Origin of the sequence: Microbacterium sp., from assembly GCF_017305435.1 — a bacterium.
Taxonomy (GTDB): domain Bacteria; phylum Actinomycetota; class Actinomycetes; order Actinomycetales; family Microbacteriaceae; genus Microbacterium.
This window is the reverse complement of the sequence record NZ_JAFKIP010000002.1, coordinates 387,156-411,781: the sequence shown is the minus strand read 5'-3', so window position 1 is coordinate 411,781 and position 24,626 is coordinate 387,156. Positions and strand designations below refer to the sequence as shown.

The 24,626-nt window shown below is 69.2% G+C and carries 28 protein-coding genes and 2 pseudogenes; 6 read left to right on the top strand and 24 right to left on the bottom strand.

Features of this window, described 5'->3' with window-relative positions:
- Window positions 1-6: 6 nt before the first annotated feature.
- The 3 genes and pseudogenes from J0I43_RS02155 to J0I43_RS02145 form a co-directional block, all read right to left on the bottom strand.
- A pseudogene (locus tag J0I43_RS02155) lies at window positions 7-393 on the bottom strand (trehalose-phosphatase); the annotation flags it as partial.
- 178 nt (window positions 394-571) lie between these two features.
- Window positions 572-700 (bottom strand): annotated as a pseudogene (locus J0I43_RS02150) (trehalose-phosphatase); the annotation flags it as partial.
- A 107-nt stretch (window positions 701-807) separates the two neighbouring features.
- Window positions 808-2,229: a trehalose-6-phosphate synthase gene (locus J0I43_RS02145; protein WP_292858283.1), complete on the bottom strand. Its 1,422-nt coding sequence runs from the start codon at window positions 2,227-2,229 to the stop codon at window positions 808-810.
- 43 nt (window positions 2,230-2,272) lie between these two features.
- Here J0I43_RS02145 and J0I43_RS02140 point away from each other — a divergent pair, with 43 nt between their 5' ends.
- On the top strand, window positions 2,273-2,527 hold the full coding sequence (locus J0I43_RS02140; RefSeq protein WP_292858280.1) for a hypothetical protein: 255 nt from the start codon (window positions 2,273-2,275) through the stop codon (window positions 2,525-2,527).
- Between the two features lie 124 nt (window positions 2,528-2,651).
- Here the strand turns inward: J0I43_RS02140 and J0I43_RS02135 are convergent, their stop codons facing one another.
- From J0I43_RS02135 to J0I43_RS02120, 4 genes are read right to left on the bottom strand one after another with little or no spacing between them, the layout of a single operon-like run.
- Window positions 2,652-3,092: a GNAT family N-acetyltransferase gene (locus J0I43_RS02135; RefSeq protein WP_292858277.1), complete on the bottom strand. Its 441-nt coding sequence runs from the start codon at window positions 3,090-3,092 to the stop codon at window positions 2,652-2,654.
- A 53-nt stretch (window positions 3,093-3,145) separates the two neighbouring features.
- Entirely contained in the window at window positions 3,146-4,336 is a 1,191-nt protein-coding gene (locus J0I43_RS02130) for an acetyl-CoA C-acetyltransferase (RefSeq protein WP_292858274.1), read from the bottom strand.
- Window positions 4,333-4,986, bottom strand: coding sequence for a CoA transferase subunit B (locus tag J0I43_RS02125; protein ID WP_292858271.1), 654 nt, complete (start codon window positions 4,984-4,986; stop codon window positions 4,333-4,335). Before J0I43_RS02125 ends, J0I43_RS02130 begins: the two co-directional genes overlap by 4 nt.
- Window position 4,987: 1 nt before the next feature.
- Window positions 4,988-5,788: a CoA transferase subunit A gene (locus J0I43_RS02120; RefSeq protein WP_292858268.1), complete on the bottom strand. Its 801-nt coding sequence runs from the start codon at window positions 5,786-5,788 to the stop codon at window positions 4,988-4,990.
- Window positions 5,789-5,892: 104 nt separating this feature from the next.
- Between J0I43_RS02120 and J0I43_RS02115 the strand changes: the two genes are divergently transcribed.
- The gene (locus tag J0I43_RS02115) at window positions 5,893-6,684 is read left to right on the top strand and encodes an IclR family transcriptional regulator (RefSeq protein ID WP_292858265.1); all 792 of its coding nucleotides are present in this window, start codon (window positions 5,893-5,895) and stop codon (window positions 6,682-6,684) included.
- Between the two features lie 3 nt (window positions 6,685-6,687).
- Here the strand turns inward: J0I43_RS02115 and J0I43_RS02110 are convergent, their stop codons facing one another.
- From J0I43_RS02110 to J0I43_RS02070, 9 genes are read right to left on the bottom strand one after another with little or no spacing between them, the layout of a single operon-like run.
- On the bottom strand, window positions 6,688-7,587 hold the full coding sequence (locus tag J0I43_RS02110; RefSeq protein ID WP_292858263.1) for an alpha/beta fold hydrolase: 900 nt from the start codon (window positions 7,585-7,587) through the stop codon (window positions 6,688-6,690).
- A complete protein-coding gene (locus J0I43_RS02105) occupies window positions 7,584-8,336 on the bottom strand; it encodes a 3-hydroxybutyrate dehydrogenase (RefSeq protein WP_292858260.1) in 753 nt (250 codons plus the stop codon). Before J0I43_RS02105 ends, J0I43_RS02110 begins: the two co-directional genes overlap by 4 nt.
- The gene (locus J0I43_RS02100; RefSeq protein ID WP_292859036.1) at window positions 8,329-9,003 is read right to left on the bottom strand and encodes a TetR/AcrR family transcriptional regulator; all 675 of its coding nucleotides are present in this window, start codon (window positions 9,001-9,003) and stop codon (window positions 8,329-8,331) included. The genes J0I43_RS02105 and J0I43_RS02100 overlap by 8 nt, the downstream gene beginning before the upstream one ends.
- A gap of 13 nt (window positions 9,004-9,016) precedes the next feature.
- Window positions 9,017-10,615 carry a class I adenylate-forming enzyme family protein gene (locus J0I43_RS02095; protein WP_292858257.1) on the bottom strand — a complete coding sequence of 533 codons (1,599 nt, stop codon included), beginning with the start codon at window positions 10,613-10,615 and terminating at the stop codon, window positions 9,017-9,019.
- The gene (locus tag J0I43_RS02090; protein ID WP_292858254.1) at window positions 10,612-11,766 is read right to left on the bottom strand and encodes a branched-chain amino acid ABC transporter permease; all 1,155 of its coding nucleotides are present in this window, start codon (window positions 11,764-11,766) and stop codon (window positions 10,612-10,614) included. Before J0I43_RS02090 ends, J0I43_RS02095 begins: the two co-directional genes overlap by 4 nt.
- The gene (locus tag J0I43_RS02085; protein WP_292858252.1) at window positions 11,763-12,638 is read right to left on the bottom strand and encodes a branched-chain amino acid ABC transporter permease; all 876 of its coding nucleotides are present in this window, start codon (window positions 12,636-12,638) and stop codon (window positions 11,763-11,765) included. Before J0I43_RS02085 ends, J0I43_RS02090 begins: the two co-directional genes overlap by 4 nt.
- On the bottom strand, window positions 12,635-13,345 hold the full coding sequence (locus J0I43_RS02080; protein ID WP_292858249.1) for an ABC transporter ATP-binding protein: 711 nt from the start codon (window positions 13,343-13,345) through the stop codon (window positions 12,635-12,637). Before J0I43_RS02080 ends, J0I43_RS02085 begins: the two co-directional genes overlap by 4 nt.
- Window positions 13,342-14,136, bottom strand: coding sequence for an ABC transporter ATP-binding protein (locus J0I43_RS02075; RefSeq protein WP_292858246.1), 795 nt, complete (start codon window positions 14,134-14,136; stop codon window positions 13,342-13,344). Before J0I43_RS02075 ends, J0I43_RS02080 begins: the two co-directional genes overlap by 4 nt.
- A gap of 28 nt (window positions 14,137-14,164) precedes the next feature.
- Window positions 14,165-15,382, bottom strand: coding sequence for a substrate-binding domain-containing protein (locus J0I43_RS02070; RefSeq protein ID WP_292858243.1), 1,218 nt, complete (start codon window positions 15,380-15,382; stop codon window positions 14,165-14,167).
- Window positions 15,383-15,537: 155 nt separating this feature from the next.
- On the opposite strand from J0I43_RS02070, the gene J0I43_RS02065 reads away from it, so the two are divergent.
- Window positions 15,538-15,981, top strand: a complete 444-nt coding sequence (locus J0I43_RS02065) for a MarR family transcriptional regulator (RefSeq protein WP_292858240.1) — start codon at window positions 15,538-15,540, stop codon at window positions 15,979-15,981.
- Window positions 15,978-17,237: an MFS transporter gene (locus tag J0I43_RS02060; RefSeq protein WP_292858237.1), complete on the top strand. Its 1,260-nt coding sequence runs from the start codon at window positions 15,978-15,980 to the stop codon at window positions 17,235-17,237. The genes J0I43_RS02065 and J0I43_RS02060 overlap by 4 nt, the downstream gene beginning before the upstream one ends.
- 252 nt (window positions 17,238-17,489) lie before the next feature.
- Here J0I43_RS02060 and J0I43_RS16435 read toward each other — a convergent pair whose 3' ends face one another.
- On the bottom strand, window positions 17,490-17,699 hold the full coding sequence (locus J0I43_RS16435) for a DUF3263 domain-containing protein (RefSeq protein ID WP_367267535.1): 210 nt from the start codon (window positions 17,697-17,699) through the stop codon (window positions 17,490-17,492).
- A 236-nt stretch (window positions 17,700-17,935) separates the two neighbouring features.
- On the opposite strand from J0I43_RS16435, the gene J0I43_RS02055 reads away from it, so the two are divergent.
- Window positions 17,936-18,256 (top strand): hypothetical protein, encoded by a 321-nt coding sequence (locus J0I43_RS02055; RefSeq protein WP_292858234.1) that lies wholly within the window; start codon window positions 17,936-17,938, stop codon window positions 18,254-18,256.
- Here J0I43_RS02055 and J0I43_RS02050 read toward each other — a convergent pair.
- Together J0I43_RS02050 and J0I43_RS02045 are read right to left on the bottom strand one after the other, a co-directional pair.
- A complete protein-coding gene (locus J0I43_RS02050) occupies window positions 18,225-18,560 on the bottom strand; it encodes a hypothetical protein (RefSeq protein WP_292858231.1) in 336 nt (111 codons plus the stop codon). The genes J0I43_RS02055 and J0I43_RS02050 overlap by 32 nt on opposite strands.
- Before the next feature lie 20 nt (window positions 18,561-18,580).
- Complete coding sequence (locus J0I43_RS02045; RefSeq protein ID WP_292858228.1) at window positions 18,581-18,814, bottom strand: hypothetical protein; 234 nt, start codon at window positions 18,812-18,814, stop codon at window positions 18,581-18,583.
- A 609-nt stretch (window positions 18,815-19,423) separates the two neighbouring features.
- On the opposite strand from J0I43_RS02045, the gene J0I43_RS02040 reads away from it, so the two are divergent.
- On the top strand, window positions 19,424-20,167 hold the full coding sequence (locus J0I43_RS02040; protein ID WP_292858200.1) for an SGNH/GDSL hydrolase family protein: 744 nt from the start codon (window positions 19,424-19,426) through the stop codon (window positions 20,165-20,167).
- A 15-nt stretch (window positions 20,168-20,182) separates the two neighbouring features.
- Here the strand turns inward: J0I43_RS02040 and J0I43_RS02035 are convergent, their stop codons facing one another.
- The 5 genes from J0I43_RS02035 to J0I43_RS02015 all read right to left on the bottom strand — a co-directional run bounded on the left by J0I43_RS02035 (window position 20,183) and on the right by J0I43_RS02015 (window position 24,572).
- Window positions 20,183-21,769 (bottom strand): SGNH/GDSL hydrolase family protein, encoded by a 1,587-nt coding sequence (locus tag J0I43_RS02035; protein WP_292858198.1) that lies wholly within the window; start codon window positions 21,767-21,769, stop codon window positions 20,183-20,185.
- A 289-nt stretch (window positions 21,770-22,058) separates the two neighbouring features.
- Window positions 22,059-22,553: a holin gene (locus J0I43_RS02030; protein WP_292858195.1), complete on the bottom strand. Its 495-nt coding sequence runs from the start codon at window positions 22,551-22,553 to the stop codon at window positions 22,059-22,061.
- A complete protein-coding gene (locus J0I43_RS02025) occupies window positions 22,550-23,011 on the bottom strand; it encodes a hypothetical protein (RefSeq protein ID WP_292858192.1) in 462 nt (153 codons plus the stop codon). The genes J0I43_RS02030 and J0I43_RS02025 overlap by 4 nt, the downstream gene beginning before the upstream one ends.
- The gene (locus J0I43_RS02020; RefSeq protein WP_292858189.1) at window positions 23,008-23,139 is read right to left on the bottom strand and encodes a hypothetical protein; all 132 of its coding nucleotides are present in this window, start codon (window positions 23,137-23,139) and stop codon (window positions 23,008-23,010) included. Before J0I43_RS02020 ends, J0I43_RS02025 begins: the two co-directional genes overlap by 4 nt.
- On the bottom strand, window positions 23,136-24,572 hold the full coding sequence (locus tag J0I43_RS02015) for a M23 family metallopeptidase (protein WP_292858186.1): 1,437 nt from the start codon (window positions 24,570-24,572) through the stop codon (window positions 23,136-23,138). The genes J0I43_RS02020 and J0I43_RS02015 overlap by 4 nt, the downstream gene beginning before the upstream one ends.
- Window positions 24,573-24,626: the final 54 nt, after the last annotated feature.

The window sequence follows — 24,626 nt, the reverse complement described above, 5'->3', positions numbered from 1 at the left end:
CGCAGTCTATTCCCGCCTGCGGGACCGCTCGTGCGCGAGGTGCACAAGCATCTCCGCGAGTTGTGGGATGCCGTCCACACGCACGGATGCCGCGGTGTCGCCCGCGCCGACCCGGACGCCGACATCGCCGGGCTCGAGCGTCGCGAGCGCATCCTCGTCGGTGACGTCGTCGCCCGCGAAGAGCACGGCCGTTGCCCCGGTCTCCCGCCGCAGCCACTGCACGGCGGCATCCTTCCCCACGTCGCGGAAGGCGTACTCGACGATGTGGTGCCCCGTGCGACGGCGCCACGCCGGAGCTTCCTCGGACATGAGGGCATCGACGCGGTCGTGCATGCCCTGACGGTCGGGCGCGGCGACGGTGCGCGAATGCACCGCGAATCCGAAGGCCTTCGGCTCGACCCGTGCGCCCGGGACATCGGCGACGAGCTGTCGTGCCTGCGTGGAGAGGCGGTCGCGTTCGGCACCCTCCTGCGCGGTCGCACCGCCCGGGAAGGACCGGGTGCGCGTCGGCGGTCGTAGGAGCGTCGGACTCCGGCGTCCAGTACTCGGCGCCGTGGGAGCCGGCGAGGCGCACCGTCGAGTCGTCGGTGTGCTCGGCGATCACGCGGAGGTCGGCGAGGCTCCGGCCCGAGACGAGCGCGACGACGGTGGCCGGCGCGGCCGTCAGAGCCTCGAGCGCCGCGCGCGCCTCGGGAAGCATCCGCGCAGCCATCGGTTCGTCGACGAGCGGCGAGAGCGTGCCGTCGAAGTCGAGCGCGACGAGGAGGTGTTCGGTCCCGGCGAGCGTCGCGACCGCGGCATCGGGCGTCATCGGGTGACGCTGTCGAGATCGCCCAGGAATGAGCGGGACCAGTCGGCGACGTCGTGGTCGCGCACCCGCCGCCGCAGTGCCCGCATACGTCTCCGCTGCTCGTCCTCGGGCATCTCGATCGCGGTCATGATCGCGTCCTTCAGACCCTCGATGTCGTGCGGGTTCACGCGGATCGCCTGGGTCAGTTCGTCCGCCGCTCCCGTGAACTCGCTGAGCACGAGAACGCCCCGTCCGTCGACGCGACTCGCGACGTACTCCTTCGCCACGAGGTTCATCCCGTCGCGCAGCGCCGTCACGAGCATGACGTCGGCGGCGAGATACAGCGCCACCATCTCCTCGCGCGGGTAGGAATGGTGGAGGTACCTGATCGCGGTGTGCCCGACGGTGTCGTGGTCGCCGTTGATGCGGCCGACCGTCAGCTCGATCTCGTCGCGCAGCTGCATGTACGCGGCGACGCGTTCACGGCTCGGGCTCGCGACCTGGACGAGGGTGACGTCCTCGACGTCGAGCCGGTCGTCGGCGAGGAGCTCGCCGTAGGCCTTGAGGCGGTGGCCGATGCCCTTCGTGTAGTCCAGCCGATCGACGCCGAAGAGGACGGTCGCGGGGTCGCCGAGGCTCGCGCGGATCTCCCGTGCGCGCGCCTGCACGTCGGGACGGCGGGCGAGCTCGTCGTACGCGGCCGCGTCGATCGAGATGGGATACGCCTTCGCAACGGCTGTGCGCACTCCCCCGTCCTCCGTCGGGACGCGGATGGCCCCCGCCTTCGTCTCGTAGCCGAGCTGGCGGCGGACGGCACGGGCGAAGTTGCCGGCGTCCGCGACGCGCTGGAAACCGATGACGTCGGCGCCGAGCAGCCCCGAGAGCACCTGGCGGCGCCACGGCAGCTGCGCGTAGATGCCGTATGCGGGGAACGGAATGTGGTGGAAGTAGCCGATCACCACATCGGGGCGCAGCTCGCGCAGGAGCTGCGGGACGAGCTGCAGTTGATAGTCCTGCACCCAGACCGTCGCATCCGGCGCGGCGACGGACGCCGCGGCGCGCGCGAACCGCTCGTTGACGCGGACGTAGGCGTCCCACCACTCGCGGTGAAATGCCGGCGGGGAGATGACGTCGTGATAGAGCGGCCAGACGGTGTCGTTGGAGAAGCCCTCGTAGTAGAGCTCGATGTCCTCCGCGGAGAGTGCGACCGGCACGAGCTCCATCCCGTCGAAGCGGAAGGGCGCGACCTCGGCATCCGGCTGCCCGGGCCAGCCCACCCACGCGCCGCCGGTCGATTGCAGCACCGGCTCCAGGGCCGCGACGAGGCCCCCGGGCGAGCGCCTCCACTCGTCTTCCGGATCGGATCGATCGACGGGAAGCCGGTTGGAGACGACGACGACATCAGCCTTCGCCCCTGCGCGGTCGGTGTGGGCGCTCATGACGCTCCTCTCGGCGGGGTTCTTTCCAGGCTAACGTGGACCCATGCGCAAGTACCTGTTCGGAACCGGGATCATCTCCGCCGTGACGAGCGGGATGGCGCTCCTGCGCGGCGTGCGCGGCGACGTGCCGTTCACGTGGCGTCAGGCCCTCGCGTGGATCAGCTGGGGCATCACGCTGGCGCTGTCGATCGGCACGATCATCGACACGTATCGCGCGACACGTGGTCGCCTGATCGCGACGGACTCCCCCGTCCACGGCAGCGAAGAGAAGCTCCTCAAGAAGCGCCTCGAGCGCTGACGATCAGCGCGGGCAGCTGCAGCGGTCGGCGGCCGCGACGCCCTCGAGCGCGGCATCGACGTGCTCGCCGCAGCCGGCCCAGGTGGTCTTGCCGCAGGTCTGGCAGGTCACGGGGTAGCACATGTCACAGCTCCATCTCGTAGTGCACGAAACCGGTGTCGGTCGCGAGGGAATCATAGAGGCGCCGCGCCGCCGCGTTGCCCGACTGGGTCAGCCAGTAGACCTTGTCCGCCCCGGTCGCCTCGGCGGCGCCACGGACGTGGCCGATGAGCGCGGATCCGACGCCGCCGCCGCGGACGTCGGGGGCGACGAAGAGGTCTTCGAGGTAGCAGTAGCCGGTCGTGGACCACGTGGAGGGGTGGAACAGCCAGTGCACGAACCCCACGGCGCGTCCCTCGTCGTCGCGCGCGAGGGCGCCGTACAGGCCGTCCTCGGCGGCGAGACGCGCGAAGACGTCGTCGGTCACCGCGTCGTCGAGCGTGCTCTCGTAGAACGTCAGGTACTGGGCCCAGAGCGGCGCCCACTCGGCGCGGTCGTCCGCGCGCAGCGGCGAGATCGTGGTCACCCGTCGAGCCTAGCCGCCGCGCCCGGAGATCGGCTCGAGGATCAACGCGTCACTCAGCGCGTCACGATGAGCGCTTCACCCTGACCGCCGCCGCCGCAGAGGCCGACCGCCGCCGTGCCCGACCCGCGCCGTACGAGTTCGTGCACCGCGTGGACGACCAGTCGCGCCCCGGACGCGCCAATCGGATGCCCGAGCGCGATGCCGCCGCCGTGCACGTTGACGACGTCCTCGCCGACACCGAGCTCGGCCTGCGAGTGGGCGACGACGGCCCCGAAGGCCTCGTTGATCTCGATGAGATCGAGATCGGATGCCGCGATCCCCTGCCGCCCGAGCGCCTGCGCGATCGCGCGCGCGGGCTGCGCGTGCAGAGAGTTGTCGGGGCCGGCGACCTGGCCCGCAGCGCCGACGACGGCGAGCACCGGCCATCCCGCCTCCGCCGCGTGCGCACGCGTCGTGAGGACGACGGCTGCCGCGCCGTCGGAGATCTGCGATGCATTGCCCGCCGTGATGGAGCCGTCCTTCGCGAACGCCGGGCGGAGCCCCGCGAGGGTCTCGTCCGTGGTCTCCGCCCGGATGCCCTCGTCGGCCCTGACCTGCACGGGCTCACCCCGCCGCTGCGGCACCTCGACGGTGACGATCTCGGCATCGAAGAGGCCGCCGTCGCGGGCCGCCGCCGCCCGCTGGTGCGACAGCGCGGCCACGTGATCCTGCCCCTCTCGCGTGACGTGGAAGGTCGGGTTGAGCCGCTCGGTGGAGGCGCCCATGGATTCCTTGTCGTAGGCATCCGTCAGTCCGTCGTACGCCATGTGGTCGAGCACCTCGACGGACCCGTAGGACCATCCGTCGCGCGACCCCATGAGCAGGTGCGGGGAACGGGTCATCGACTCCATGCCGCCCGCGACGACGACGGTGGCGTCACCCGAGGCGATCATGCGCTTCGCGTCGATGATCGCCGTGAGCCCCGACAGGCAGACCTTGTTGACGGACGACGCGGGGACGTCCCAGCCGATCCCGCCCGCGAGAGCGGCCTGACGAGCCGGATTCTGCCCGGAGCCCGCGGGCAGGACCTGCCCCATGATGACCGCGTCCACGGCATCCGCCGGGATGTCGGCCTTCGCGAGCGCCCCGGCGATCGCGAAGCCGCCGAGTTGCGGCGCCGTGAACGACGCCAGCTGGCCTTTGAGACGCCCCTGCGGTGTGCGGGCCGCCGCGACGATGACGATGTCGTCGGTGTGCGTGGTCATGCGATCTCCTTCAGCGATTCCGAGATGATGAGCGCGGGCTCGGTCGCCGCGACGACCTCGTCGACCGTGACGCCCGGCGCGGTCTCGACGAGCACGAGGCCTTCCTCGGTCACGTCGATGACGGCGAGGTCGGTGATGATGCGGTCGACGACGCCGCGCCCCGTCAGCGGGAGCGAGCACTCTTCGACGATCTTCGCCGAGCCGTCCCGCGCGGTGTGTTCCATGAGGACGATGACCTGACCCGCGCCGTGGACGAGGTCCATCGCACCGCCGGGCCCCTTGACCATCTTGCCGGGGATCATCCAGTTCGCGAGGTCCCCCGACGCCGAGACCTGCATCGCTCCGAGGATGGCTGCGTCGATCTTGCCGCCGCGGATCATCCCGAAGCTCGTCGCCGAGTCGAAGAAGGCCGAGCCCGGGAGGACGGTGACGGTCTCCTTCCCGGCGTTGATGAGGTCGGGGTCGACGTGCTCCTCCGTCGGATACGGGCCGACGCCGAGGATGCCGTTCTCCGACTGCAGCACGACCGTGACGCCGTCCGGGACGTAGTTCGGGACGAGCGTGGGCAGGCCGATGCCGAGGTTGACGTAGGAGCCGTCGGACAGCTCCGCGGCCGCGCGGGCGGCCATCTCGTTGCGGGTGAGTGCCATGTCAGGCTCCTTCCGGGACGGGGCGGCTGAGGGCATCGGCGACGGAGACGGTGCGGCGCTCGATGCGCTTCTCGATGTCGGGGCCGACCTCGACGATGCGGTGCACGTAGATGCCCGGCAGGTGGATGCTGTCGGGGTCGAGCTCCCCCGCCGGGACGAGCTCCTCGACCTGCGCGATGCAGACGGTGCCGGCCATCGCGGCGAGCGGGTTGAAGTTCCGCGCCGCCTTATTGAAGACGAGGTTGCCGTGCACGTCGCCCTTCGCCGCGTGCACGAGGGCGTAGTCGGTGACGATCGCCTCTTCGAGGACGTAATCGCGTTCGGTGCCGTCCGGGGCGAACACGCGGACGTCCTTCTGCGGGGATGCCACGGCGATGCCGCCCCGTCCGTCGTACTTGCGCGGCAGACCGCCCTCGGCGACCTGCGTGCCGACGCCCGTCTGGGTGTAGAACGCCGCGATGCCGGCGCCGCCGGCTCGGAGCTTCTCGGCGAGGGTGCCCTGCGGGGTGAGTTCGAGCTCGAGCTCACCGGAGAGGAACTGCCGCTCGAACTCCTTGTTCTCGCCGACGTACGAGGAGGTCATCTTGCGGATTCGCTTCGCGTTCAGCAGCACCCCGAGACCCCAGTCGTCGACGCCGCAGTTGTTGCTGACGATGCTGAGGTCGCTCGTCCCCTGCGCGAGCAGCGCCTCGATGAGGGCGATCGGGTTGCCCGACAGCCCGAAGCCGCCGACGGCGAGTGAGGCGCCGTCGGGGATGTCTGCGACGGCCTCTGCCGCCGAGGCATACGTCTTGTCGATCACGTGAACTCCTTCGTCATCCGTGTGGTTCCATCGTGCGCTCTCGATCACCACGCCGGCGCATCGCTGTTTGCGATGTGGGCGCTCGATCCCCTAATGTCCACATCATGGACACTGCGTCCGCTTCGAGCGTCCCCGGCGCGCAGGCGATCGCGCGCGCCGCCGCGCTCCTGCGTCTGGTCACCGGCGCCGGTGACACCGGCTCGACCGTGGCGGACCTCGCGCGACGCGCGGGCCTCACCCGGCCGACGACCCACCGCCTTCTGACGGCGCTCCACCACGAAGGCCTCGTCGACCAGGACGAGCGCACAGGTCGGTGGATGCCGGGGCCCGAGCTGTACCTCATGGGGACCGTCGCGGCATCTCGCTACGACATCACCGCGATCGCCCGCGACATCGTGCGCTCGCTCGCCGTGCGCACGGAGGAGAGCGCGTTCCTGTCGGTGAGGCGCGGCGACGAGACGGTGTGCCTCATGCGCGAGGACGGCGCGTTCCCGATCCGCTCGTTCGTGCTCTCCGAGGGCACGAGGTTCCCGCTCGGCGTCGCATCGGCGGGGCTCGCGATCCTCTCGTTCCTGCCTCCCCACGATGTGGACGCCTACTTCGAACGCCACCCGGAACTCCCCGAGCGCTTCGGCGGCGCCCATGCGGAGCCGCGCCTGCGTGCGCGACTGCGCGAGACGCACGCCCGCGGCTTCGCCTTGAACCCGGGTCTGATCGTCTCGGGCAGCTTCGGGCTCGGCGCGGCGGTGTTCACGGCGTCGGGCCACCCGCAGTGGGCGCTGAGCCTCACGGGGGTCGAGTTCCGGTTCACGCCGGAGCGCATCCCCGAGCTCGGGCGCACGCTCCTCGCGCACGCGCACCAGCTCTCGACCCGCGTCGCCGCCTCGGCGCGCTGAGCGTCACACGCCGGCGAGAGCGAGCTCGTGCGTGACGACGCGGGCGAGACGCGCAGCGCCGGCCGCGCTCAGCACGACGGTGTAGTGGTTGAAGCCGTCCCAGCGGTCGTGAGCGATCCGCGGATTCGCCGCAAGCAGGCGCGCGAGATGCTCCTCGGGGTAGAGCCCCGGCTCCTCGTCCTGCAGTCCGCGCGGCACCGTGATGAGCGTCGCCGGGCGATCGAGCACCACGAGGGCGTCCGTCACCGTGCTCGTCGTGTTCATGTCGATCGTGTCCTCGACCGTCGTGAGGTAGGCCGTCGCCGGGCGCAGCCCCTCCTCCCCCGCCGGAACGAGGTCGTAGGCGAGGTAGCGCTCCAGCTCCGGAGTCCAGTCGCGGACGAACGCCGGGTGCGCGCGCCAGAAGTCCAGGTACTCCGTGTCGCTCGCGAAGCGCAGGTTCAAACGCGCCGCCGTGGGCCCGAGGATCGCGTCGACGAGCTGCTCGGGCGCAAGACCGGCGGGCGCCCCGAGAGGCAGTCCCCCGTCGACGAGCACGAGTCGCGAGACGAGATCCGGATGCCGCGCCGCGAACGCGACCGCGACGAACGCGCCCATCGAGTGCGCGACCACGACGACCGGCCCGAGGCCCAGCGCGGCCGAGACGGCAGCCAGGTCCGCCGCGTGAGCGGCCATGCCGGCCGGGCCCACGAGATCGTTGCTGCGTCCGCGCCCGCGGAGGTCGGGGGCGACGATCCGCACACCCGGCAGCGCCTCGGCGAGGAATTCCCATGCGAGGTGCGACGACGTGACGCCGTGGATCGCGAGGATCGTCGGCGCGGCGGAGTCCTCGGCATCCCAGACGCCGACGGCGAGATCGCCCCCGGAGACCGGGACGTTCACTCGGTGGACCGCGCGGGTCATCGGGCGGTCCAGCCGCCGTCGATCGTATAGCTCGCGCCCGTGACCATGCCTGCCTTGTGCGACGCGAGCCACCCCGCGAGCGAGGCGACCTCGTCGGCCTCGACGAGGCGTTTGACGACCCCTTCCGTGAGCATGATCTCCGTGACGACGTCGCTCTCCGGGATGCCGTGCACCTTCGCCTGATCCGCGATCTGCTTCTCCACGAGGGGGGTGCGCACGTAGGCCGGGTTGATGCAGTTGCTCGTGACGCCGTGCGGACCGCCCTCGAGCGCCGTCACCTTCGACAGCCCCTCGAGCGCGTGCTTCGCCGACACGTAGGCGGATTTGAACGCGCTCGCCCGCAGTCCGTGGGCGCTCGAGATGTTGATGATCCGCCCCCAGCCGCGCTCGTACATGCCGGGGAGAACGGCGCGGATGAGGAGGAACGGCGACTCGACCATGAGCCGGTGCATGAAGCGCCACCGCTCCGGGTCGAACTCCTCGATCGGCGCGACGGTCTGGATGCCGGCGTTGTTGACGAGGATGTCGACGTCGAGCGAGAGATCCTCCTGCGCAGCGGTGTCGGAGAGGTCGACCACCCACGCCTGGCCGCCGAGTTCCGTGGCCACCGCATGCGCGGCATCCCTGTTGAAATCGGCGACGATCACATGCGCGCCGCGCGCGGCGAACTCGTGCGCGCAGGCGAGGCCGATCCCGCTCGCGCCGCCCGTCACGAGAGCGCGATGGCCTGCCAGGTCCTGCTCAGTCATGGGAACCTCCCGGGGTGCGGCGCGGTTCGAGCGCATTGCGGATGAATCTCGTCATGTGGTCGATGACCGCGTCGGGCATGGCATTCGGCGGGTTGTCGTGCTCGTCGCGCTCCCAGAGGAGGTAGCGCATGCCGATGAGCTCACCCGCACCCATGAGGGCCCACGCGGTGACTTCGGGATCGAGCGCCTCGTCGACATCCCCGTCTCGCTGCGCCGCGCGCAGGCCCGCCTCGTACCCGTCCACGATGCGCGTGTAGTGCAGGCGCAGCATCTCGGGCGAGACGAACTCCGCCTCACGGACGACGCGGTACAGCGCGGGGTGCGCGGCCGTGAAGCGGAAGAAGCCCTCGAAACCGGCACGCTCGGCCTCGATGCGGCCCGACGCACCCGCCATCGCCTCACTCATCGAGTGGCGCACCCGTCGGTTGAGGTCGACCACGAGCTCTTCGAAGATCTGCTGCTTGCTGTCGAAGTACAGGTAGAACGTTCCGAGGCCGATCCCCGCGCGCTCCGTGATCTTCACGATGGATGCCTCGTGGTACCCGAGGCTCGCGAAGACCTCCTCGGCGGCTTCGAGGAGCTTGCGCCTCGTCGCCTCGCCGCGCTTGGTGAGCGGCTTGCCGGTCGCCGACAGGGCCGGGGTCGGCTCGGCCGTATCCAGGGTCATGCGGGACACCGCGTCATTCATGGGATGTCTCCTTCATCAGTTCTGCCGCCGTCAGTTCTGCTGCTGCGGCGCGCAGGCGCGAGCGGGCGAGCTTCTCGATCGTCGACCGCGGAAGCGCGTCGACGAACGCGACACGCACGGGAACCTTGTAGCCCGCGAGCTCTGCGCGCGCGTGCGCCAGAACTTCGTCCTCGCCGAGCGCCGCGCCACCCGTGCGGACGACGAAGGCGACTCCGCGCTCGCCCCACACCGTGTCCGGCACTCCGACGACCGCGACCTCGGCGATCGCCGGGTGCAGCGCGAGCGCGCGTTCGACTTCGGCGGGCGCGACGTTCTCGCCGCCGGAGATGAAGATGTCCTTGAGCCGGTCGACGATGCGGAAGACGCCGTCGCGATCGCGGTGCACGATGTCGCCCGTCCGCAGCCACTCTCCCGCGAACGCCCGCGCCGTGGCCGCATCGTCGTGCAGGTACCCGGCGAAGACGCTCGGCCCCCGCACCCACAGCTCGCCGGTCGCCTCGCCCCCGAGGACGAGGCCCGTCTCGGGGTCGGCGACGCAGACGTCCACGTGCGGATACGGCCGCCCGACCGCGCCGGGGTGACGACCGAGATCGGATGCCGGCAGGCACAGCACGTTCGGCGCGGCCTCGGTGAGCCCGTACCCCTGTGTGAGGGGGACGCCCGCCGCCGCCCACTGCGCGGCAAGGTCGGTCGGCACCGTCGCCCCGCCCACGAGCGCCTGACGCAACGGCCCCGCCGCGATCTGAGCGAATGCCGGGTCGTCGGCGAGGAGGCGATACTGCGTGGGCACGCCCATCATCGCCGTGACGCCGCGCTCGGCGAGCAGCTGCAGGATGCGCTGCGGCTGGAACGAGCGTTCGAGCACGACCGTCGCGCCCACCCACCACGCCAGGAGCGGCTGGCAGTTCCACGCCGCGACATGGAACTGCGGGAGCATCGCGAGAACGACGTCGTCCCCGGTCAGCTGCTGCGCGCCCGCGAGGGCGAGATTGTTCCAGAAGCAGTTCGCGTGCGTCAGCACGACGCCTTTGGGCGCCGCTTCGCTGCCCGACGTGTAGATCACCAGGAGGGCGTCGTCATCGCGGACACCCCGCGGCGCCCCCGACCGCGAGGGGCCGCTGCGCGCCGGGACGGCGGCCTCGACGCCCGTCGTCCCGAGGGCCGCCACCGGATGGCGGCCCGCCACCCGGCGCAGCGCGTCAGCGGCGAGACCCTCGTACTCGTCCTCGACGAGCACGAGGGCGGGGGCGGACTGGGTCAGCACCTCGGCCAGTTCGCGCGGCGCGAGCCGCCACGACAGCGGGACGAAGGCGACGCCGCTCTTCGCGCACGCGAAGAACGCCACGACGTGGTCGATCGAGTTCCCCGACACCGTCGCGATGCGGTCGTCGGGACCGTAGCCCGCTCGCCGCAGCGCTGCGGCGAGCTCGCTCGCGCGGGTCTCCAGGTCCGCATAGCCGATCCGGACACCGCGATCGTCGATCGCGGTGTGGTCGGGAGCACTGGCGGCGCGGTCGGTCAGCCACCGCCCGATCGTGTGCGCGCCGTCGACGTATGCGGCATCCATCCCGGCATCCGTCACGGCGGTCATACGCGGGCCTCCACCGCGTCGCCCTGGGCCTCGTTCCGGGCGTCGGCGCCGTCGTCGAGTTGGCGCAGCTGCGTGCGCGTGCGCTCACCGCGCCGGCGGCGCACCCACGTGTCGATCGTCCCCGCGATGCCGCCGGGGAGGAACATCACGACGAGGATGAACAGCACGCCGAGGAGGAACAGGGGCTCCGACAACGGGATCTGCAGCCACCCCGGGAGAGCGTCGATCCACTCCGAGCGGGCGAGCACTTTCAGCCGCTGATCGAGGATCGTGTAGAGCACGCCTCCCACGATGGCACCCCAGCGGAAGCCGACGCCACCGAGGACGACCATGACGAGCACCGTGATCGTGAGATCCGCCCCGACGCTCGAGGGCTGCGTGCCCGACTGCAGGAGCATGTAGGCGATGCCGGCGAGCGAGGCGCACAGCGCCGCGACGACGAAGACGATCAGCTTCGCCGCGTACGGACGAAGACCCAGCACCTGCACACGCAGCTCGTTCTCACGCGTCGCCTGCGCGAGGTGGCCGAGGCGCGAACGGTCGACCCACAGCACGACGAGGTAGACGACGACGAGAGCGGCGAGGCACACCCAGTAGAGATTGCGGGTGTTGACGACGCCCACGAGCCAGTCGGGGACGAGCTCGACCGGCAGGCGCAGGCCCTCCTCGCCGCCCGTGACCTGCTGATTGCGGCGGACCAGCACCGAGCCGGCCTGCGCGAACGCGAGGGTGACCATCGCGAACGGGATGCCGGAGACCCGCATCGCGACCGAACCGGTGAATGCGGCGATCACGAGGCCGCCGAGGAGCGAGAGCGGGATGCCGACGGCGAGCGGCACCTGGAGGAGCTTCAGCACGAGCCCGAGCCCGTAGGCACCGGCCCCGAAGTACAGGGCGTGGCCGAACGACAGCATGCCCGAGGTGCCGAGCAGGAGGTTGTACGACAGCGCGAGCGCCGCGTAGACGAGGCACAGCGACAGCAGCGCGAGCGAGCCCGGCGTGTACGTCGCCCCGGGCAGGATGCCGGGGATCGAGATGTTCAGCAGCGGCAGCAGCGCCATCAGGACGACGAGCGCGGCGCCGACGACGAACGGCAGGTAGGCGCCCTTACGGCCCGGTAGGAGGGTGGGGACCCCGGTGGTGACGGTCATGCTTTCCTCCCCAGGAGGCCGGTGGGGCGCACCAGCAGGACGACGGCGAGGAGGGCGACGACGATGAAGTCGCCCGTGCCGCTCAGGTAGACGTTCGCGAACTGCTGCAGCACCGCCACGAGCACCGACGCGATCGCCGCGCCCGTGAGCGAGCCGAGGCCGCCGATGACGGTCACGATGAACGCGAAGATGAGGAGCGTCTGGCCGAGGTGCGCCGAGACGAAGGTCGTGTAGTGCATCGCGAGCACGCCCCCGATCCCGGCGGCCGCCCCGCCGATCGCGAAGACGAGCGTGAAGCTCTTGCGCACGTCGATGCCGAGGGCGGTGACCATCGAACGGTTCTCGACGCCCGCGCGGATGATCATGCCGTAGCGGGTCTTCTTCAGGAAGAGGACGAGCGCGACGAGCACGATGGCGGCGGCGAGCATGAGGATCCAGTACGTGTTCGGGATGCGTGCCCCGAGGACCTCGGTCGTGCCCTTGAGCCAGGGCGGACCGGCGATGTTCACGGCATCCGTTCCCCAGATCCCTTCGAAGAGCGCCACCGCGGCGAACGACAGACCGACGGTGACGAGCACCTGCTCGATGTGACGTTCGTAGAGGGGGCGGATGAGGACCAGCTCGGTCAGCGTTGCGAAGATCGCGCCGACGACGGCCCCGACGAGGATCGACGCGAGGAACGATCCCCACGAGGCGGTCCCGAGCGCCTGCGCGACCTGCCAGCCGATGAAGGCGCTCAGCGTGAGGAACGCGCCGTGCGCGAAGTTCAGCACGTGCATGAGGCCGTAGATCAGGCTGAGGCCCGAGGCGACGAGGAAGTAGAGGGCGCCGAGGCCGACCCCCGTCAGGAGGATGAGGACGATGCTGCTCATGCGTGCGCCTCCGCGCTGACGCCCAGCAGGCGCGTGGTGAGGGACTCGTCGTCGAGGATGTCGCGTGCCTTCCCGGTGTGGACGACGCGGCCGCCCGCGATGACGATGGCATCGTCGGCGAGGCGCCGTACGACGTCGAGGTTCTGCTCGACGAGAAGGATCGGCACGGTCTTCGACGCCTCCTGCAGCGCGTCGGCGACCTCCGTGACGATCTTGGGCGCGAGGCCCTTCGTCGGCTCGTCGACGAGGAGGATCCGATTGTCGTTGAGCAGAGCCCGCGCCACCGAGACCATCTGCTGCTGGCCGCCCGAGAGCGTCCCCGCGGCCTGGTTGCGGCGTGCGACGAGATCGGGGAAGAGCTCGGCGACGAACTCGCGGCGCGGGTTCTTGTCGCGCTCGGCGAGGGCGAGGTTCTCGGCGACGCTGAGGCCCGCGAACACCTCGCGGTCCTCCGGCACGTACCCGACGCCGCGCTGGACGATCTGGTGGGTCTTCAGTCCGTCGATCCGCTCGCCCGCGAGGGTGATCTCGCCCTGGCGATGGATGAGGCCGAGGATGCCGCGGATCGACGACGTCTTGCCGACGCCGTTACGGCCGAGGACGGCGGTGATGCCGGACGCGGGGACATCGAAGGTGACGCTCTCGACGACCTGCTGGCCGGCGATCGACGCGGACAGGTTCCGCACGGTGAGGATCGGCGCGCTCATGCGGCGGATCCTTTTGTCTGGTCGGAGGAGGCCGTACGGCCGAGATACGCGCTCTGCACGAGGGGGTTCTCCATGATCTTCTGCGGGACGTCGAACGCGATGATGGACCCGGAGTACATCACGGCGACCTGGTCGACGAGCCCCATCAGGACGTCGATGTGGTGCTCGACCATCAGCACGGTGCACTGTGTGTCGCGCTGCATCTCGCGGATGTTGTCGACGAGCCCGGGCACGTCACCCGACGCGACGCCCGCCATCGGCTCGTCGAGCAGCACGATGCGCGACTCGGTCGCGAGCAGCACTGCGATCTCGAGCTTGCGCTTGTCACCGTGCGAGATGTCGCCCGCGGCGGTGTCGAGCTTGTGGGTGAGACCGACCTTCACGAGCTGCCCCAGGGCGATGCGGGTCGCGGCATCCGTGCGGCGCGGGAAGCGGAGCAGGGAGTAGTTGCCGCCGAGACCGACCTGAGCGGCGATCCGGACGTTCTCGAGGACGCTGAGCCTCGGGAACAGGCTCGATGTCTGGAAGGTGCGCCCCAGTCCCGCCCGCGCCCGCTGGGGCACGGACGAACGAGTGATGTCCTCACCGTGCATCAGGATGCGGCCCGACGTGGGCTTCGCGACACCGGAGATCACGTTGAACAACGTGGTCTTGCCGGCACCATTGGGCCCGATGACGCCCACGAGACTTCCGGGCGCGATGTCGAGGTCGACATCCTTCAGGATGGTCGCGCCGCCGATCTGCAGGCCGAGGCCTTCGATCTTCAGCGCGGACGGGACTGGAGTGCTCATGTGTGCGACTTCTCCTCGGAGGGCAGGGTCACTGCTTCTCGGCGGGGGCGACGTCCTTCGCCGGGACCGTCGCGACCAGCTCGGGCGTGAACGCACCGCCGTTCGCGACGAGCTTCACCTGGTACATGTCCTGGATGAGCGCGTGGTCGCTCGCGCGGACCTCGAGCTTCCCCTTCGGGCCGTCGAAGGTGAATCCCTCGAGGGCCTTGACCATGGCATCCACGTCGCCCTTGCCCTCCTTGACCGCCTGCACGAGCATGATCGCCGCGTTGAAGCCGTCGGGAGTGAAGAGGTCCGGCGTGCCACCGGCGGCCTCGACGGCCTTGACCATCTCGTCGTTGACCTCGTTGTCGGGGGCGCCCGGGAAGTAGTGGTTGAGGAAGCTGATCTTGTCGGATGCCTCACCGTACGCACCGAACGTCGCCGAGTCACCGAGACCCGTGACGACGGGGACCTTGTCGAACACGCCCTGCTGGCTCATCGCCTGCCACATGGCGCCCGAGGTGGCGCCCGCCCACGCGACGAACACGAGGTCGGGGTTGCCGGCGAGCACCTGCTGGGCGAACGGGGTGAATTCAGTCACATCCTCCGCCACGAGGACGGGGGTGATCGTCGCGCCCTTCGCCCCGAGGATCGCCTCGACGGCGGCCGCGTTGCCCTGGCCGAACGCATTGTTCTGCGCGAAGACCGTGACGTTCTTGCCCTCGAGATCGCCGAGGAACGTACCCGCGGTGGCGACGTCCTGCGCCGACTGACGACCGGTGCGGAACGTGTAGCCGTTGATGCCCGTGATCGCGTCCGCGGCCGCGGGGCCGGAGAGGAAGAGCACCTTGTTCTGGCCGGCCTGCTCGGCGAGCGCCGCCGCGACGCCCGAGGAGGCGCTGCCGGCGAGGATGTTGGTGCCCGAGCCGATGAGCTCCTTGGCGATCGCGACGGCGGTGTCGGGAACGCCCGCGTCGTCGCGGTAGTCGATGTCGAGCTTGGTGCCGTTGACCTCACCCGTGCCGTCGGTGGCCCAATCCAGACCCGCCTTGAAGCCGTCGAGGTACTGCTTGCCGTAGCTGGCGAGGGGGCCGGTCTCGCTCGTGATGATGCCGACGGAGATCTCCGCGGGGCCGGCCTCTCCGCTGTCGCTTGCGGAGGGCGCCGCGGTCTGCGGCGCACAGGCCGCCAGGGCGAGAGCGGCGGTGGCGACCACAGCCCCCACCAGCGCTGCCTTCGGGAGCAACTTCTTCGTAACCCGCATGTGCGTGCCTTTCACCATTGGAAGGAATACCTGAAACATGATTCAGATACTGAGAGTCTGTTCAGGTGTGCCGCTCGTGTCAAATGCGGCACGCGTCGCCGTCGATCACGATTCGATAACCCAACCGATAGATACCTCGGGTATATACTTTGGGTATGCAACACGATCGAGACATCCTCCGGCTCGTCACCGGCGCACACGCCCTCACGCGCGTCGCGTCGCTCGAGACCCGGAACGAAGCGCCCGCCGCGCAGTGGCGGACGATCACCCTGCTGCGCGAGTACGGTCCGCAGCGCATCGGCGACCTCGCGGCGCTGAGCCGCGTCACCCAGCCCGGCATGACACGCCTCGTCGCGCAGATGACCGAGGCAGGCCTGCTCGAACGCGGCGCCGACGCGCAGGACTCGCGCGCGACGGTCGTCACGGTGACGGATGCCGGGCTCGCGGCCCTCGACGAGTGGATGCGCGTGCTGGGCGAGGCCCTCGCACCCCGCTTCGCGGACCTCGACGACGACGAGTGGGCCGCCATCCGCCGCGCCGCCGACATCGTCGAAGAGCGCACGCGCCTCGAGGCGCCGGCGCTCGAGGCGACCCGATGAGCGGGGCCGTGCACGCGTCCGCGTCCACATCGCCGTCAGGCGGGAAGGTCAGCGTGTGGCGTCAGCCGGCGCAGGTCTGGGCCGTCGCCTTCGCGTGTGTCATCGCGTTCATGGGCATCGGCCTCGTCGACCCCATCCTCCCCGCCATCGCGGAATCGCTCGAGGCGGCCCCCGTCGAAACCGAGCTCCTCTTCACGAGCTACCTCGTCGTCACCGGGCTTGCGATGCTCTTCACGAGCTGGATCTCGTCCCGCATCGGCACGAAGGCGACCCTCCTCACGGGCCTCGGCCTCATCGTCGTGTTCGCCCTGCTGTGCGCCGTCTCCGGCAGCGTCGACGCCGTCATCGGCTTCCGCGCGGGGTGGGGGCTCGGGAACGCCCTGTTCATCTCGACGGCGCTCGCGACGATCGTCGGAGCCGCGTCGGGCGGCTCCGCCGCCGCGATCATCCTCTACGAGGCCGCGCTCGGCCTCGGCATCGCGATCGGTCCGCTCCTCGGCGGCTTCCTCGGCGAGATCAGCTGGCGCGGACCGTTCTTCGGCGTCGTGGCCCTGATGGCGATCGGGTTCGTCGCGGTGTCCGTCCTCGTGCGTTCGAAGGGAGAGAAGCGTGAGCCGATCCCCCTCTCGGCGCCGTTCAAGGCCCTCGGCCGCCCTGCGCTCGCCGTGCTCGCGATCGCCGCACTGTTCTACAACATCGGCTTCTTCGTCCTGCTCGCGTTCTCGCCCTTCCCGCTCGGATTCGGCGCGATGGGCATCGGTCTGACGTTCTTCGGCTGGGGTGTGGCCCTCGCCGTGACGAGCGTCTGGGTCGCGCCGCTGCTCCTGCGCGGTCTGAAGCGCAGCACGGCGATGCTCCTCGTCCTGCCGCTGCTGGCGCTCGACCTCGTCGTCGCGGGCTTCGTCGTCGCCACCCCCGCGGCCCTCGTGACGTGCATCATCGTGGGCGGCCTCCTCCTCGGGCTCATGAACACGATCCTCACCGAATCGGTCATGGAGGCCACCGACCTGCCACGTTCGGTCGCCTCCTCGGCGTACTCCGCGGTGCGGTTCCTCGGCGGCGCCGCCGCTCCCCCGATCGCGGCGGCGCTGTGGCACGCCTTCAACGCGTCGGTGCCGTTCTGGTTCGCCGCGGCATCCGTCGTGATCTCGGCCGCGGTGATCCTCTTCGGTCGTCCCGCGCTGAAGCGCATCGACGATCACGAGGCGGACGCCGCGGAGGAGGCGGAAGCCGTCCTCATCGGTGATGCGGCCTGAGCCGACGCGCGACCAAAGAGAACGGCCCCGGAGTGATCCGGGGCCGTTCTCGTCGCGGTGCACCCCCTGGGACTCGAACCCAGAACCCACTGGTAAGGAGTTCGCCTGATGGTGAGTTGGGAGCGGGCGTGAATGGACGGGTTTCGCGCGGAATCACGCGCCTTCAAGTCGTGATCGGTCGGGGTGATTGGGGGCGATCTGTGGCTCAAAACGTCGAGTAAATCGCGGATCCGCGGGAACCAGCGGAGTCGGTCACCCCGACACGCCTGAGAGCTGCCGGAGGACCCTGTGCGCGGTGATGGCGTCGTGTGACTGCCCCTCCAGAGACGCGGCCGCACGGTGCAGGAGCACGCAGTACCGCGCCGGTGTCACACCGAGCTCAGTCCGGATGCGTTCCTCCACCGTCCCGCGAATGTTCGGGTGACGGGAGGCGAAGTCGAGGAGTTGGGGGACGGTGGGCATGTGGATGATCCTGCCGCGGGGTTCCGACGTTCCCGTACCCTGACGTGATGATCAGCGATGACGGCCTCGGCGATGCGGTGCAGCCCGTGTGCCCGACGTGCGGCACCGTCCTCAGATCGTTGCGGCGTGGGTTCGAATGCCGGGCGTGCGGGCACGTATTCATCGAGTCAATGCCGTCCCACATGTCCGACCCTCAGCCGTAGACTCGCCTCGGCCGGAGGAAGGAACAGCCGGCCATGGGGACCAGCAGACGGTACGAGGAGTACTACGCGCAACGCTCCGCGGAGAAACTCGCAGCGTCACCCGACCCACCCTGCACCCTCCCGCAGCAGGCGTACGGCCCGAACCCCATCGAATGGGTGCCGCAGGGTCAGACGCGACCGTCAGTGTGGGCGTGGATCACGTGGCCGCACGACGCCGCGGAGCGCGTCCCCGCGGTCGCGACCGGATGGAACGACCGCGTCGTGATCGTCGAATGGAACACGGACCGCGGCACCCGCAGCGTCGTCGTCTGGCGCAACGCCGTCACCCACCGGACGGGGACGGCTCCTCGGTGAAGCCGAAATAGGCGGCAAGCGCAGCGGCTCGGTCTTTTGCTTCCTGCGTCTGCGCGATCCTCAAGTAGGCGTTGACGGCGAGCAGATACTCTTCGTGGTTGCCCTTGAACTTCGGCTCGCGCATGGGCGGGCCGTAGGCGATGAGTATCTCGAGCAGTTCGTTGGAGATCCGGTCGTAGTACTTCGTGTCGCCGAGCGCGGCGAGCGCCTCAGCAACTTCCCTCGAGCGCTCACGTTTCGCCATGTCGAGATGATCCCACGCGTACGACGAAACCGCCCCCAGCGGAGCCGCGAGGCTCGCCATGGGCGGTTTCATGTGTCGGACTACAGCCGAGTCTCTACCGGGTCAGGACGCCGCTTCAGATCACGCGGGATGTACATCGGCAGCAAGGGGGACACGCTGGGCAGCGCCTGCCCGCCGCTGACTGTGTGTCGGGGCGCATCGCCACTTCGTACCCACCACGTTCCGCCATACTCGAGCTCATCCGGCGGCGAGTCGAGATGCTCGATGGTCGCGAGGGTGTGCGCGTGCTGACCTGCGAGGAAGACCTGGATCATGGCTGGCACTCTATCGACGGCCGCCCTTCACCCGTCGCGGGACGCGAACAGCGAAAACCCCCGGCCGCCTCAGGGTGAGGCAGCCGGGGGCTGTGTCGTGATGTTGAACTATCGGTGGAGTAGTGGTCAGGTGGGGTGATCGTGCGGATGCGGTCGAATGCGGAACTTCGTCTAGCCCTCCGGCTGGCGCTCGATATGTGCGTCGTGCGCCCTCCAGTTGGTCACACGGCCCAACTCTGGATTCCACCCTGCTGCATCTTCCGGAGGGACCATCGCCCATCCTTCGCAACCGGGTTCGCCATTATCCCCAGGCCAACCACAGAGGCACTGCACGATAACGCGCCGCCCAGAATCCAGCAGATACGCCCGGGTCGGAACTCCACGCTGTAAAGCCTCGAACTGATCCTTCGTGATCATGCTGGGCCTCCTTGATTGATCATCATGCTCGTTCGGTGACCAGGTCGACAAGGTTCGCATCCGCTGCGGGCGCGAGGTGGAGCAGTGGGTGTTTCCGCGCTCGGTAGGATCGTGCGCATGCGGAAGACGAGGCACCGACGATCGAGTTCACAACCGGGCGGGTTCTGGCGTCAGGAGTACGGCGGAGCACCGATGTGGCTCATCGTCTCCGCCGTGGTCGCCATCGTCGCTATGGTTGGCTTCGGGATATCGCAGATGCCTCGCACGACGGTCGCCTCAACGCACACGCCGCGTCCGAGTGCATCGTTCGACTTCTCGACCCCAACCCCAACCCCGACGCCCACTGCGGCCCCGCTCGTACTGCCGCCACCCGGGTCTACGGCCATGTTTGTCGGCGACTCCTGGACGTTCGGACAAAGCGTCGACGACACCGAAGGTTATGTCCCCATCGTGGCGGACGCATTCGGGTGGGTCGCCGCCAACTATGGAGAGCAGGGCACTGGGTACACGCAGAATCGGGGCGATGGCGGGACGCTTTACCCGGACCGGATACCACTTCTTCCCATTGAGCCGCCGAGCATCATCATCCTTCAGGGTGGTTTGAACGACGAAGGCTCTGGCTCCGTGGAGGTCAGGGAAGCAGCCAAACGAACGATCGATGGACTCAATGAAAAGTATCCCGGCGTTCCGATCGTCGTCATCGGTCCTTCAACGGCGGTGATTCCGGTTACGCCCTCCAATGCGAACGTGAGCTCGGGAATCCGGGCCGCCGCCCAAGCCAAGACGGACGTCTACTTCATCTCACCGCAAGACGAGTCGTGGTTCAACGCTCAGAACATCTCGACTGTGATCGGGGCAGATAACCACCCCTCCGCTGATGGCTATCGAGTATTCGCGGAACGCCTCATAACCGATCTGAACACGCTCGCCGGCTAACGACCGGTCCGCACATCACGCGGCCTCATAGGGGTATCCGCCGATGGCGAGTGAGGCTCGGTCAAGGTACAGAGTAGCGTCGGTGTCGGTCCCGGCCTGGTCGAGCCAGATACGGCGGCGGATCATGTTGGTGCCGTTCGGGAGGCGGAGCATTGCGGTGCGCCAGAACCACTGATCGAACTGACCCCACGCGGGCGACGTGTAACTGATCGACGTGCCCGTGCCATCGTCGCCTTGAAGCTCCGCGACGCCGACCGTGTTCCCCTGCCCTGACGGCACGTGGATGCGGAATCCTGCGGTGATCGTCTTGCCGCGCAGTGCGGCGTAGTTCAGGTATTGCTCGATCCGCGCCGGTTGAGCGGGGTCAGTTTTCACGAGCTTCAGGCACCTGTGCCCCGTCTCGCCGATGATGTCGGTCGTCTCCGTGACGGTGACATTCGTCCCGACCCATCCAGCGGGCAGCTTGGTCGTGTTGTCTCTGCTTTGCAACAGGTTGTTCAGACCGCTACCAGCCGGTGTCGTGGAGGACGGTGGAACCCAGGCAATGCCGGACAATCCGGGCAGTGTGATCGTGGGCGTGGCGGATGCGATGATCTGCGAAGCCGCCGAGCTGGATGCCGCGAGGGCACCAACTACTACGGCCAGCCATAGCTGATGCCCGTCCGCGTTCGGGTGGAGTCCATCGCCCAGCAGCAGCGCAGCCACCCCGCGAGGGTCCGCATTGAACGCAGCGGCGACGTCAAGGAATCCGTAGCCCCGGTCGGCACAGATCCGCTGATAGATCGCCGCCCACTGCTCTGGCGCTCCTGCATTGGTGGTGATCGCGTTCTGTGACATCACGAGCATCGGCGCGTTCCCGGCATACGCCCGGTACAACTCCAGGTGGAGTGCGGCTTTCGAGAACGCTCGGAGAGCAGTGATACCAAACCCCGACTCGGATGCCATGCCGGGGTTGTTCTCGTTGTGACCGAGCGCGACCCACACGCCGTCCATGGCGACCGGAAACGCGACTGAGCGGCGCGCATCATCCGCGAAATAGTCGAACGTCATGGACGAGCGGACGTACCCATAGATCATGAGTTTCTGCGACGTAGTGCCGTTGATGGTCTGCACGGACGTGTACGAGCCGGGCGCGGTTGCGTCATCCCAGATTCGGAGTTCGATCGTCAGCCATGGGAACAGCGCCGCCAGCGCGGTCGGGAGCCGTCGAAGCCACGACGACGGGGTGCTGTACCAGGATGTCGAATCCCCGATCACCATGAGCCGGTAGCCACGCTTACGCGCTCGGATGATCCCGAGCATCTGCACCAACATCCCGACTGGCGGGGCAAAGGTGGCGCGCAATTCAGTTCCGAGCGGCGAGTCCGGATCAGCGGCCTCCGCCCCCATCGTGCGGGATAGTTCAATCGAGAACGCGGACTCCGGGTTCTCGGCGACGGCCTTCATGATGCCGTCGTTCGTCGCGACAACATCCGCGACCTCGGCGGCCGCCGCCTCGGCATCCGTCTTCGCCAGGACCGCGGCGGCGCGTGCGGTCTCCGCTGCGGTGCCGGCGGCGATCGCGGCCTGCACGGTCTCCGGGTCGAGGCCCGCTTCGAACACGACACCGTACTTGGAGGTCAGGCGGGTGACGAAGCTCCCCGACCGGACGAGGACCTCACGGCGGGCGCCGGCGACCTGAAAGTCGGGCAGCACACCGACCGCGGACGAGCGGAGAGGGTTGATCGTCACACCGGTGGCCGGGTCGAACACCGCCAGCGGGGTGGAGAACGAGGAGTCGGCGACGTCGAACACCTGGAACTCCGCCGATGGCACGAGCGCCCCAGCACCGTCAGTGCCGCCAGCAGGGTTGTAGGCGATGGGGCCTTCGAACTTGTCCTGGACCGGCATCTCAGCCCTTCCCGTGCGTGGTGTCGTCCGCGGAGATCTCGGCGGGCGGGACGATGGTGATGACGACAGGCTGACCGGTCGCCCTACCGGCGTCGATGACACGGGTCGGGTCGGCGGGGAGCGTTGCGAGGATCAGACGCAGCAGCGACGTCAGGGCGGAGATGGCTGCAGCCTGCAGCACGACCGGCCACGGGACGTCGGTGATCAGCGTCGCGCCGACGAACCCGGCAGCGAGCGCCTGGCAGAACGTCTTCACGACGCGTTCGAGCGCGGCGAGCCACCACGGCAGGTCGACACCGGATGCTTCCGGAAGGCCCGCGAGGGACGTCGCGAGCGACGCGACGAACCCGAGCGCCGAGGCGAGCGCGAGGGTCAGCCACGGGACGTCGGTCAGCAGCGCGGCTCCGAGGTACGGGACGGCGATCGCGATCGCGGTGTACAGGGCGCGGGCGGCGGCGTCACGCCACCAGGTGCGGCTGAGCAGCAGGGTCTTCATGATGTCTCCTTCGGGGGGATGGTTGAGATCGGGGCGGTGGTGCGGCGTCGGCGGAGCCAGCGCAGCGGGATGGTGTCCTCGAGGATCGCGATGTCGTCGGGGTCGATGTCGGGCCCGCCGTCGCCCGTCCACTGCGCGGCGATCGCGTGGAAGACGCGCGCGACGGCGGCCTTCCACTGCGAGAACTTCGCCGTGAGACCGGCCATCTCCCCGCGGAGGTCGTCGAGCTCGCCGTTCAGGCGTTCGACCTCGGCGGCGAGCCGCTGATCGATCTGCTGGTCGATCTGCTGCTTCGTGACCGCCTGCTGCGCCTCGAGGTTCGCTTCGGCGAGCTGCCGATCGGCGCGCGCCTTGAGCCAGCCCGCGAGGGCGGCGAGCATGCCGCCGCCGAGCACGCCGACCAGTGAGAGCGCGGCGACGATGATCGCGGTCCAGTGCTCCGGTCGAAGCTCACTCACGCGACCACCATCCACACGACGCCGACGACGACCACCGCGAGCAGCGCGACGAGGACCGTCATCGGGAGCAGCAGCCCCCGGTAGGGGCCGCGGGCGGCGTGCCGCGGCCCCTGCACGTACCGGTTCACTTCTGACCCCCGAAGAACGCGCGCACGGCCGTCACGATCGCCTCGAAGAGTTGCTTCAGCCAGCCGACCGTGACCGGCTCGTCATCGGGGTTCGTGGGCGGCTCCGGCTCGGCCGGGGCGACCGGAGCCTTGCCGGTCGCGGGGTCGAGTGCGCCCGTGCGGAACTGGTCCGCGATCGACCGGACCCGGGTGACGTCGATGCCCGAGCACGACGTGTTCTGGAAGTCCTTGTGGAGCCGGATCGCCTCGCCCTGCAGGTGCGGGTTCAGCTTCTCCACGAGGTAGTGGACGAACCCGAGCGTCAGGTAGCCGGCATCCGTCAGTGCCGGGTCGTTTTCCGTCTTCCACCCGTAGGGGTTGCGTCGGCCGGTGGTGAAGGCGAGCTTGTTCAGCGGGACCATCAGCGTCACCCGCCCCGCGGACACGACGAAGTTCACCGACAGGTCCGCCGACTCGATGAAATGGCGCACGTTGGAGTCGTGGGTGCCCGCGTTGCCCGGCTCACCCCACCAGTGCGTGTGCGACTCGACGGGCGCGTACTCGGCCCCGTAGTACGCGGCAGCGTCCGTGTTCGTGCGTGGGGTGACGTCCGGGTCGATACGCTGCTCGTACCGAATCCACGACGGCCAGTCCGCGGCCGCCGGGGTCACCAGCAGCGGCGTGTGTGTCGCCTCGACCTCCGCATCCGACGGGCCCGTGGGCGTGGGGTTCGTCGGCGGGACCGTGGGGGGTGTGAAGACCACTGCGGCAAGGCCTGCGGTCGACTGCGACGTGAAGCACGCCGCGGAGAACCACTTCTCGGCGTAGCGGCCCTGATACCAGACGTCGGTCGTGACGCCGTTGAGGGTGATCGCTTCGCCGTGCGTCCAGGCCTTGAAGTCGAGCACGTCGCCGGCAGGGAACTCGCGGTCATCGCCGGTGCGCGCGTACTGCGTGCCGGGGCCGGTGCGCTCGTACACGCCGTCACCCGTGACCTTGCGCTGGTAGTCGGCAAGCTGCTCCTCACCGGGAATCTCCTTGCTCCCGTCGAGCCAGGGACCGGGGTCCACCCGGTTGTCCGCCCCGGGTCCGCCAACGCGGACCTCGAAGTGAAGGTGCGTCTCGCCGTTCGTCTTGCCGGTGGCGCCCATCTGGCCGAGGTGGGTCCCGGCCTCGACGCGCTGCCCGACGTCGACCTGCATCGTCCCTGTCGCGAGGTGGTTGTAGGTCGTGAAGATCCCGTGACCGTGGTCGATGACGTACTGGTTTCCCCAGCCGTCGTTGTACCCGCCGCCGACGGACTCGGAGATCACCGTGCCCGCCGCAGCCGCAACGACACGGCGGCTGCCGTCGACGTCGGCGTTGTACCAGCCGAAGTCGGTGCCACGGTGATCGCCAGGGATCCACCCGCGCACGAACCAGCCATTCGGGGCCGGGTTGATCATCTTCGTCATGACGATGCGCCTCCTCAGGCGTGGAACGAGAAAGCCCCCACCGAGCGGTGAGGG

Bases quoted from the DNA above. Each gene is read 5' to 3' on its own strand.
- J0I43_RS02030 (WP_292858195.1), bottom strand. From the start codon at position 22,553: ATGAAGACCCTGCTGCTCAGCCGCACCTGGTGGCGTGACGCCGCCGCC.
- J0I43_RS02080 (WP_292858249.1), bottom strand. From the start codon at position 13,345: ATGAGCGCGCCGATCCTCACCGTGCGGAACCTGTCCGCGTCGATCGCC.
- J0I43_RS02115 (WP_292858265.1), top strand. From the start codon at position 5,893: ATGGACACTGCGTCCGCTTCGAGCGTCCCCGGCGCGCAGGCGATCGCG.
- J0I43_RS02050 (WP_292858231.1), bottom strand. From the start codon at position 18,560: ATGGCGAGCCTCGCGGCTCCGCTGGGGGCGGTTTCGTCGTACGCGTGG.
- J0I43_RS02015 (WP_292858186.1), bottom strand. From the start codon at position 24,572: ATGACGAAGATGATCAACCCGGCCCCGAATGGCTGGTTCGTGCGCGGG.
- J0I43_RS02070 (WP_292858243.1), bottom strand. From the start codon at position 15,382: ATGCGGGTTACGAAGAAGTTGCTCCCGAAGGCAGCGCTGGTGGGGGCT.
- J0I43_RS02045 (WP_292858228.1), bottom strand. From the start codon at position 18,814: ATGATCCAGGTCTTCCTCGCAGGTCAGCACGCGCACACCCTCGCGACC.
- J0I43_RS02095 (WP_292858257.1), bottom strand. From the start codon at position 10,615: ATGACCGCCGTGACGGATGCCGGGATGGATGCCGCATACGTCGACGGC.
- J0I43_RS02085 (WP_292858252.1), bottom strand. From the start codon at position 12,638: ATGAGCAGCATCGTCCTCATCCTCCTGACGGGGGTCGGCCTCGGCGCC.
- J0I43_RS02075 (WP_292858246.1), bottom strand. From the start codon at position 14,136: ATGAGCACTCCAGTCCCGTCCGCGCTGAAGATCGAAGGCCTCGGCCTG.
- J0I43_RS02100 (WP_292859036.1), bottom strand. From the start codon at position 9,003: ATGACCCTGGATACGGCCGAGCCGACCCCGGCCCTGTCGGCGACCGGC.
- J0I43_RS02145 (WP_292858283.1), bottom strand. From the start codon at position 2,229: ATGAGCGCCCACACCGACCGCGCAGGGGCGAAGGCTGATGTCGTCGTC.
- J0I43_RS02105 (WP_292858260.1), bottom strand. From the start codon at position 8,336: ATGACTGAGCAGGACCTGGCAGGCCATCGCGCTCTCGTGACGGGCGGC.
- J0I43_RS02040 (WP_292858200.1), top strand. From the start codon at position 19,424: ATGTGGCTCATCGTCTCCGCCGTGGTCGCCATCGTCGCTATGGTTGGC.
- J0I43_RS02060 (WP_292858237.1), top strand. From the start codon at position 15,978: ATGAGCGGGGCCGTGCACGCGTCCGCGTCCACATCGCCGTCAGGCGGG.
- J0I43_RS02110 (WP_292858263.1), bottom strand. From the start codon at position 7,587: ATGACCCGCGCGGTCCACCGAGTGAACGTCCCGGTCTCCGGGGGCGAT.
- J0I43_RS02130 (WP_292858274.1), bottom strand. From the start codon at position 4,336: ATGACCACGCACACCGACGACATCGTCATCGTCGCGGCGGCCCGCACA.
- J0I43_RS02065 (WP_292858240.1), top strand. From the start codon at position 15,538: ATGCAACACGATCGAGACATCCTCCGGCTCGTCACCGGCGCACACGCC.
- J0I43_RS02140 (WP_292858280.1), top strand. From the start codon at position 2,273: ATGCGCAAGTACCTGTTCGGAACCGGGATCATCTCCGCCGTGACGAGC.
- J0I43_RS02055 (WP_292858234.1), top strand. From the start codon at position 17,936: ATGGGGACCAGCAGACGGTACGAGGAGTACTACGCGCAACGCTCCGCG.
- J0I43_RS02090 (WP_292858254.1), bottom strand. From the start codon at position 11,766: ATGACCGTCACCACCGGGGTCCCCACCCTCCTACCGGGCCGTAAGGGC.
- J0I43_RS02125 (WP_292858271.1), bottom strand. From the start codon at position 4,986: ATGGCACTCACCCGCAACGAGATGGCCGCCCGCGCGGCCGCGGAGCTG.
- J0I43_RS16435 (WP_367267535.1), bottom strand. From the start codon at position 17,699: ATGCCCACCGTCCCCCAACTCCTCGACTTCGCCTCCCGTCACCCGAAC.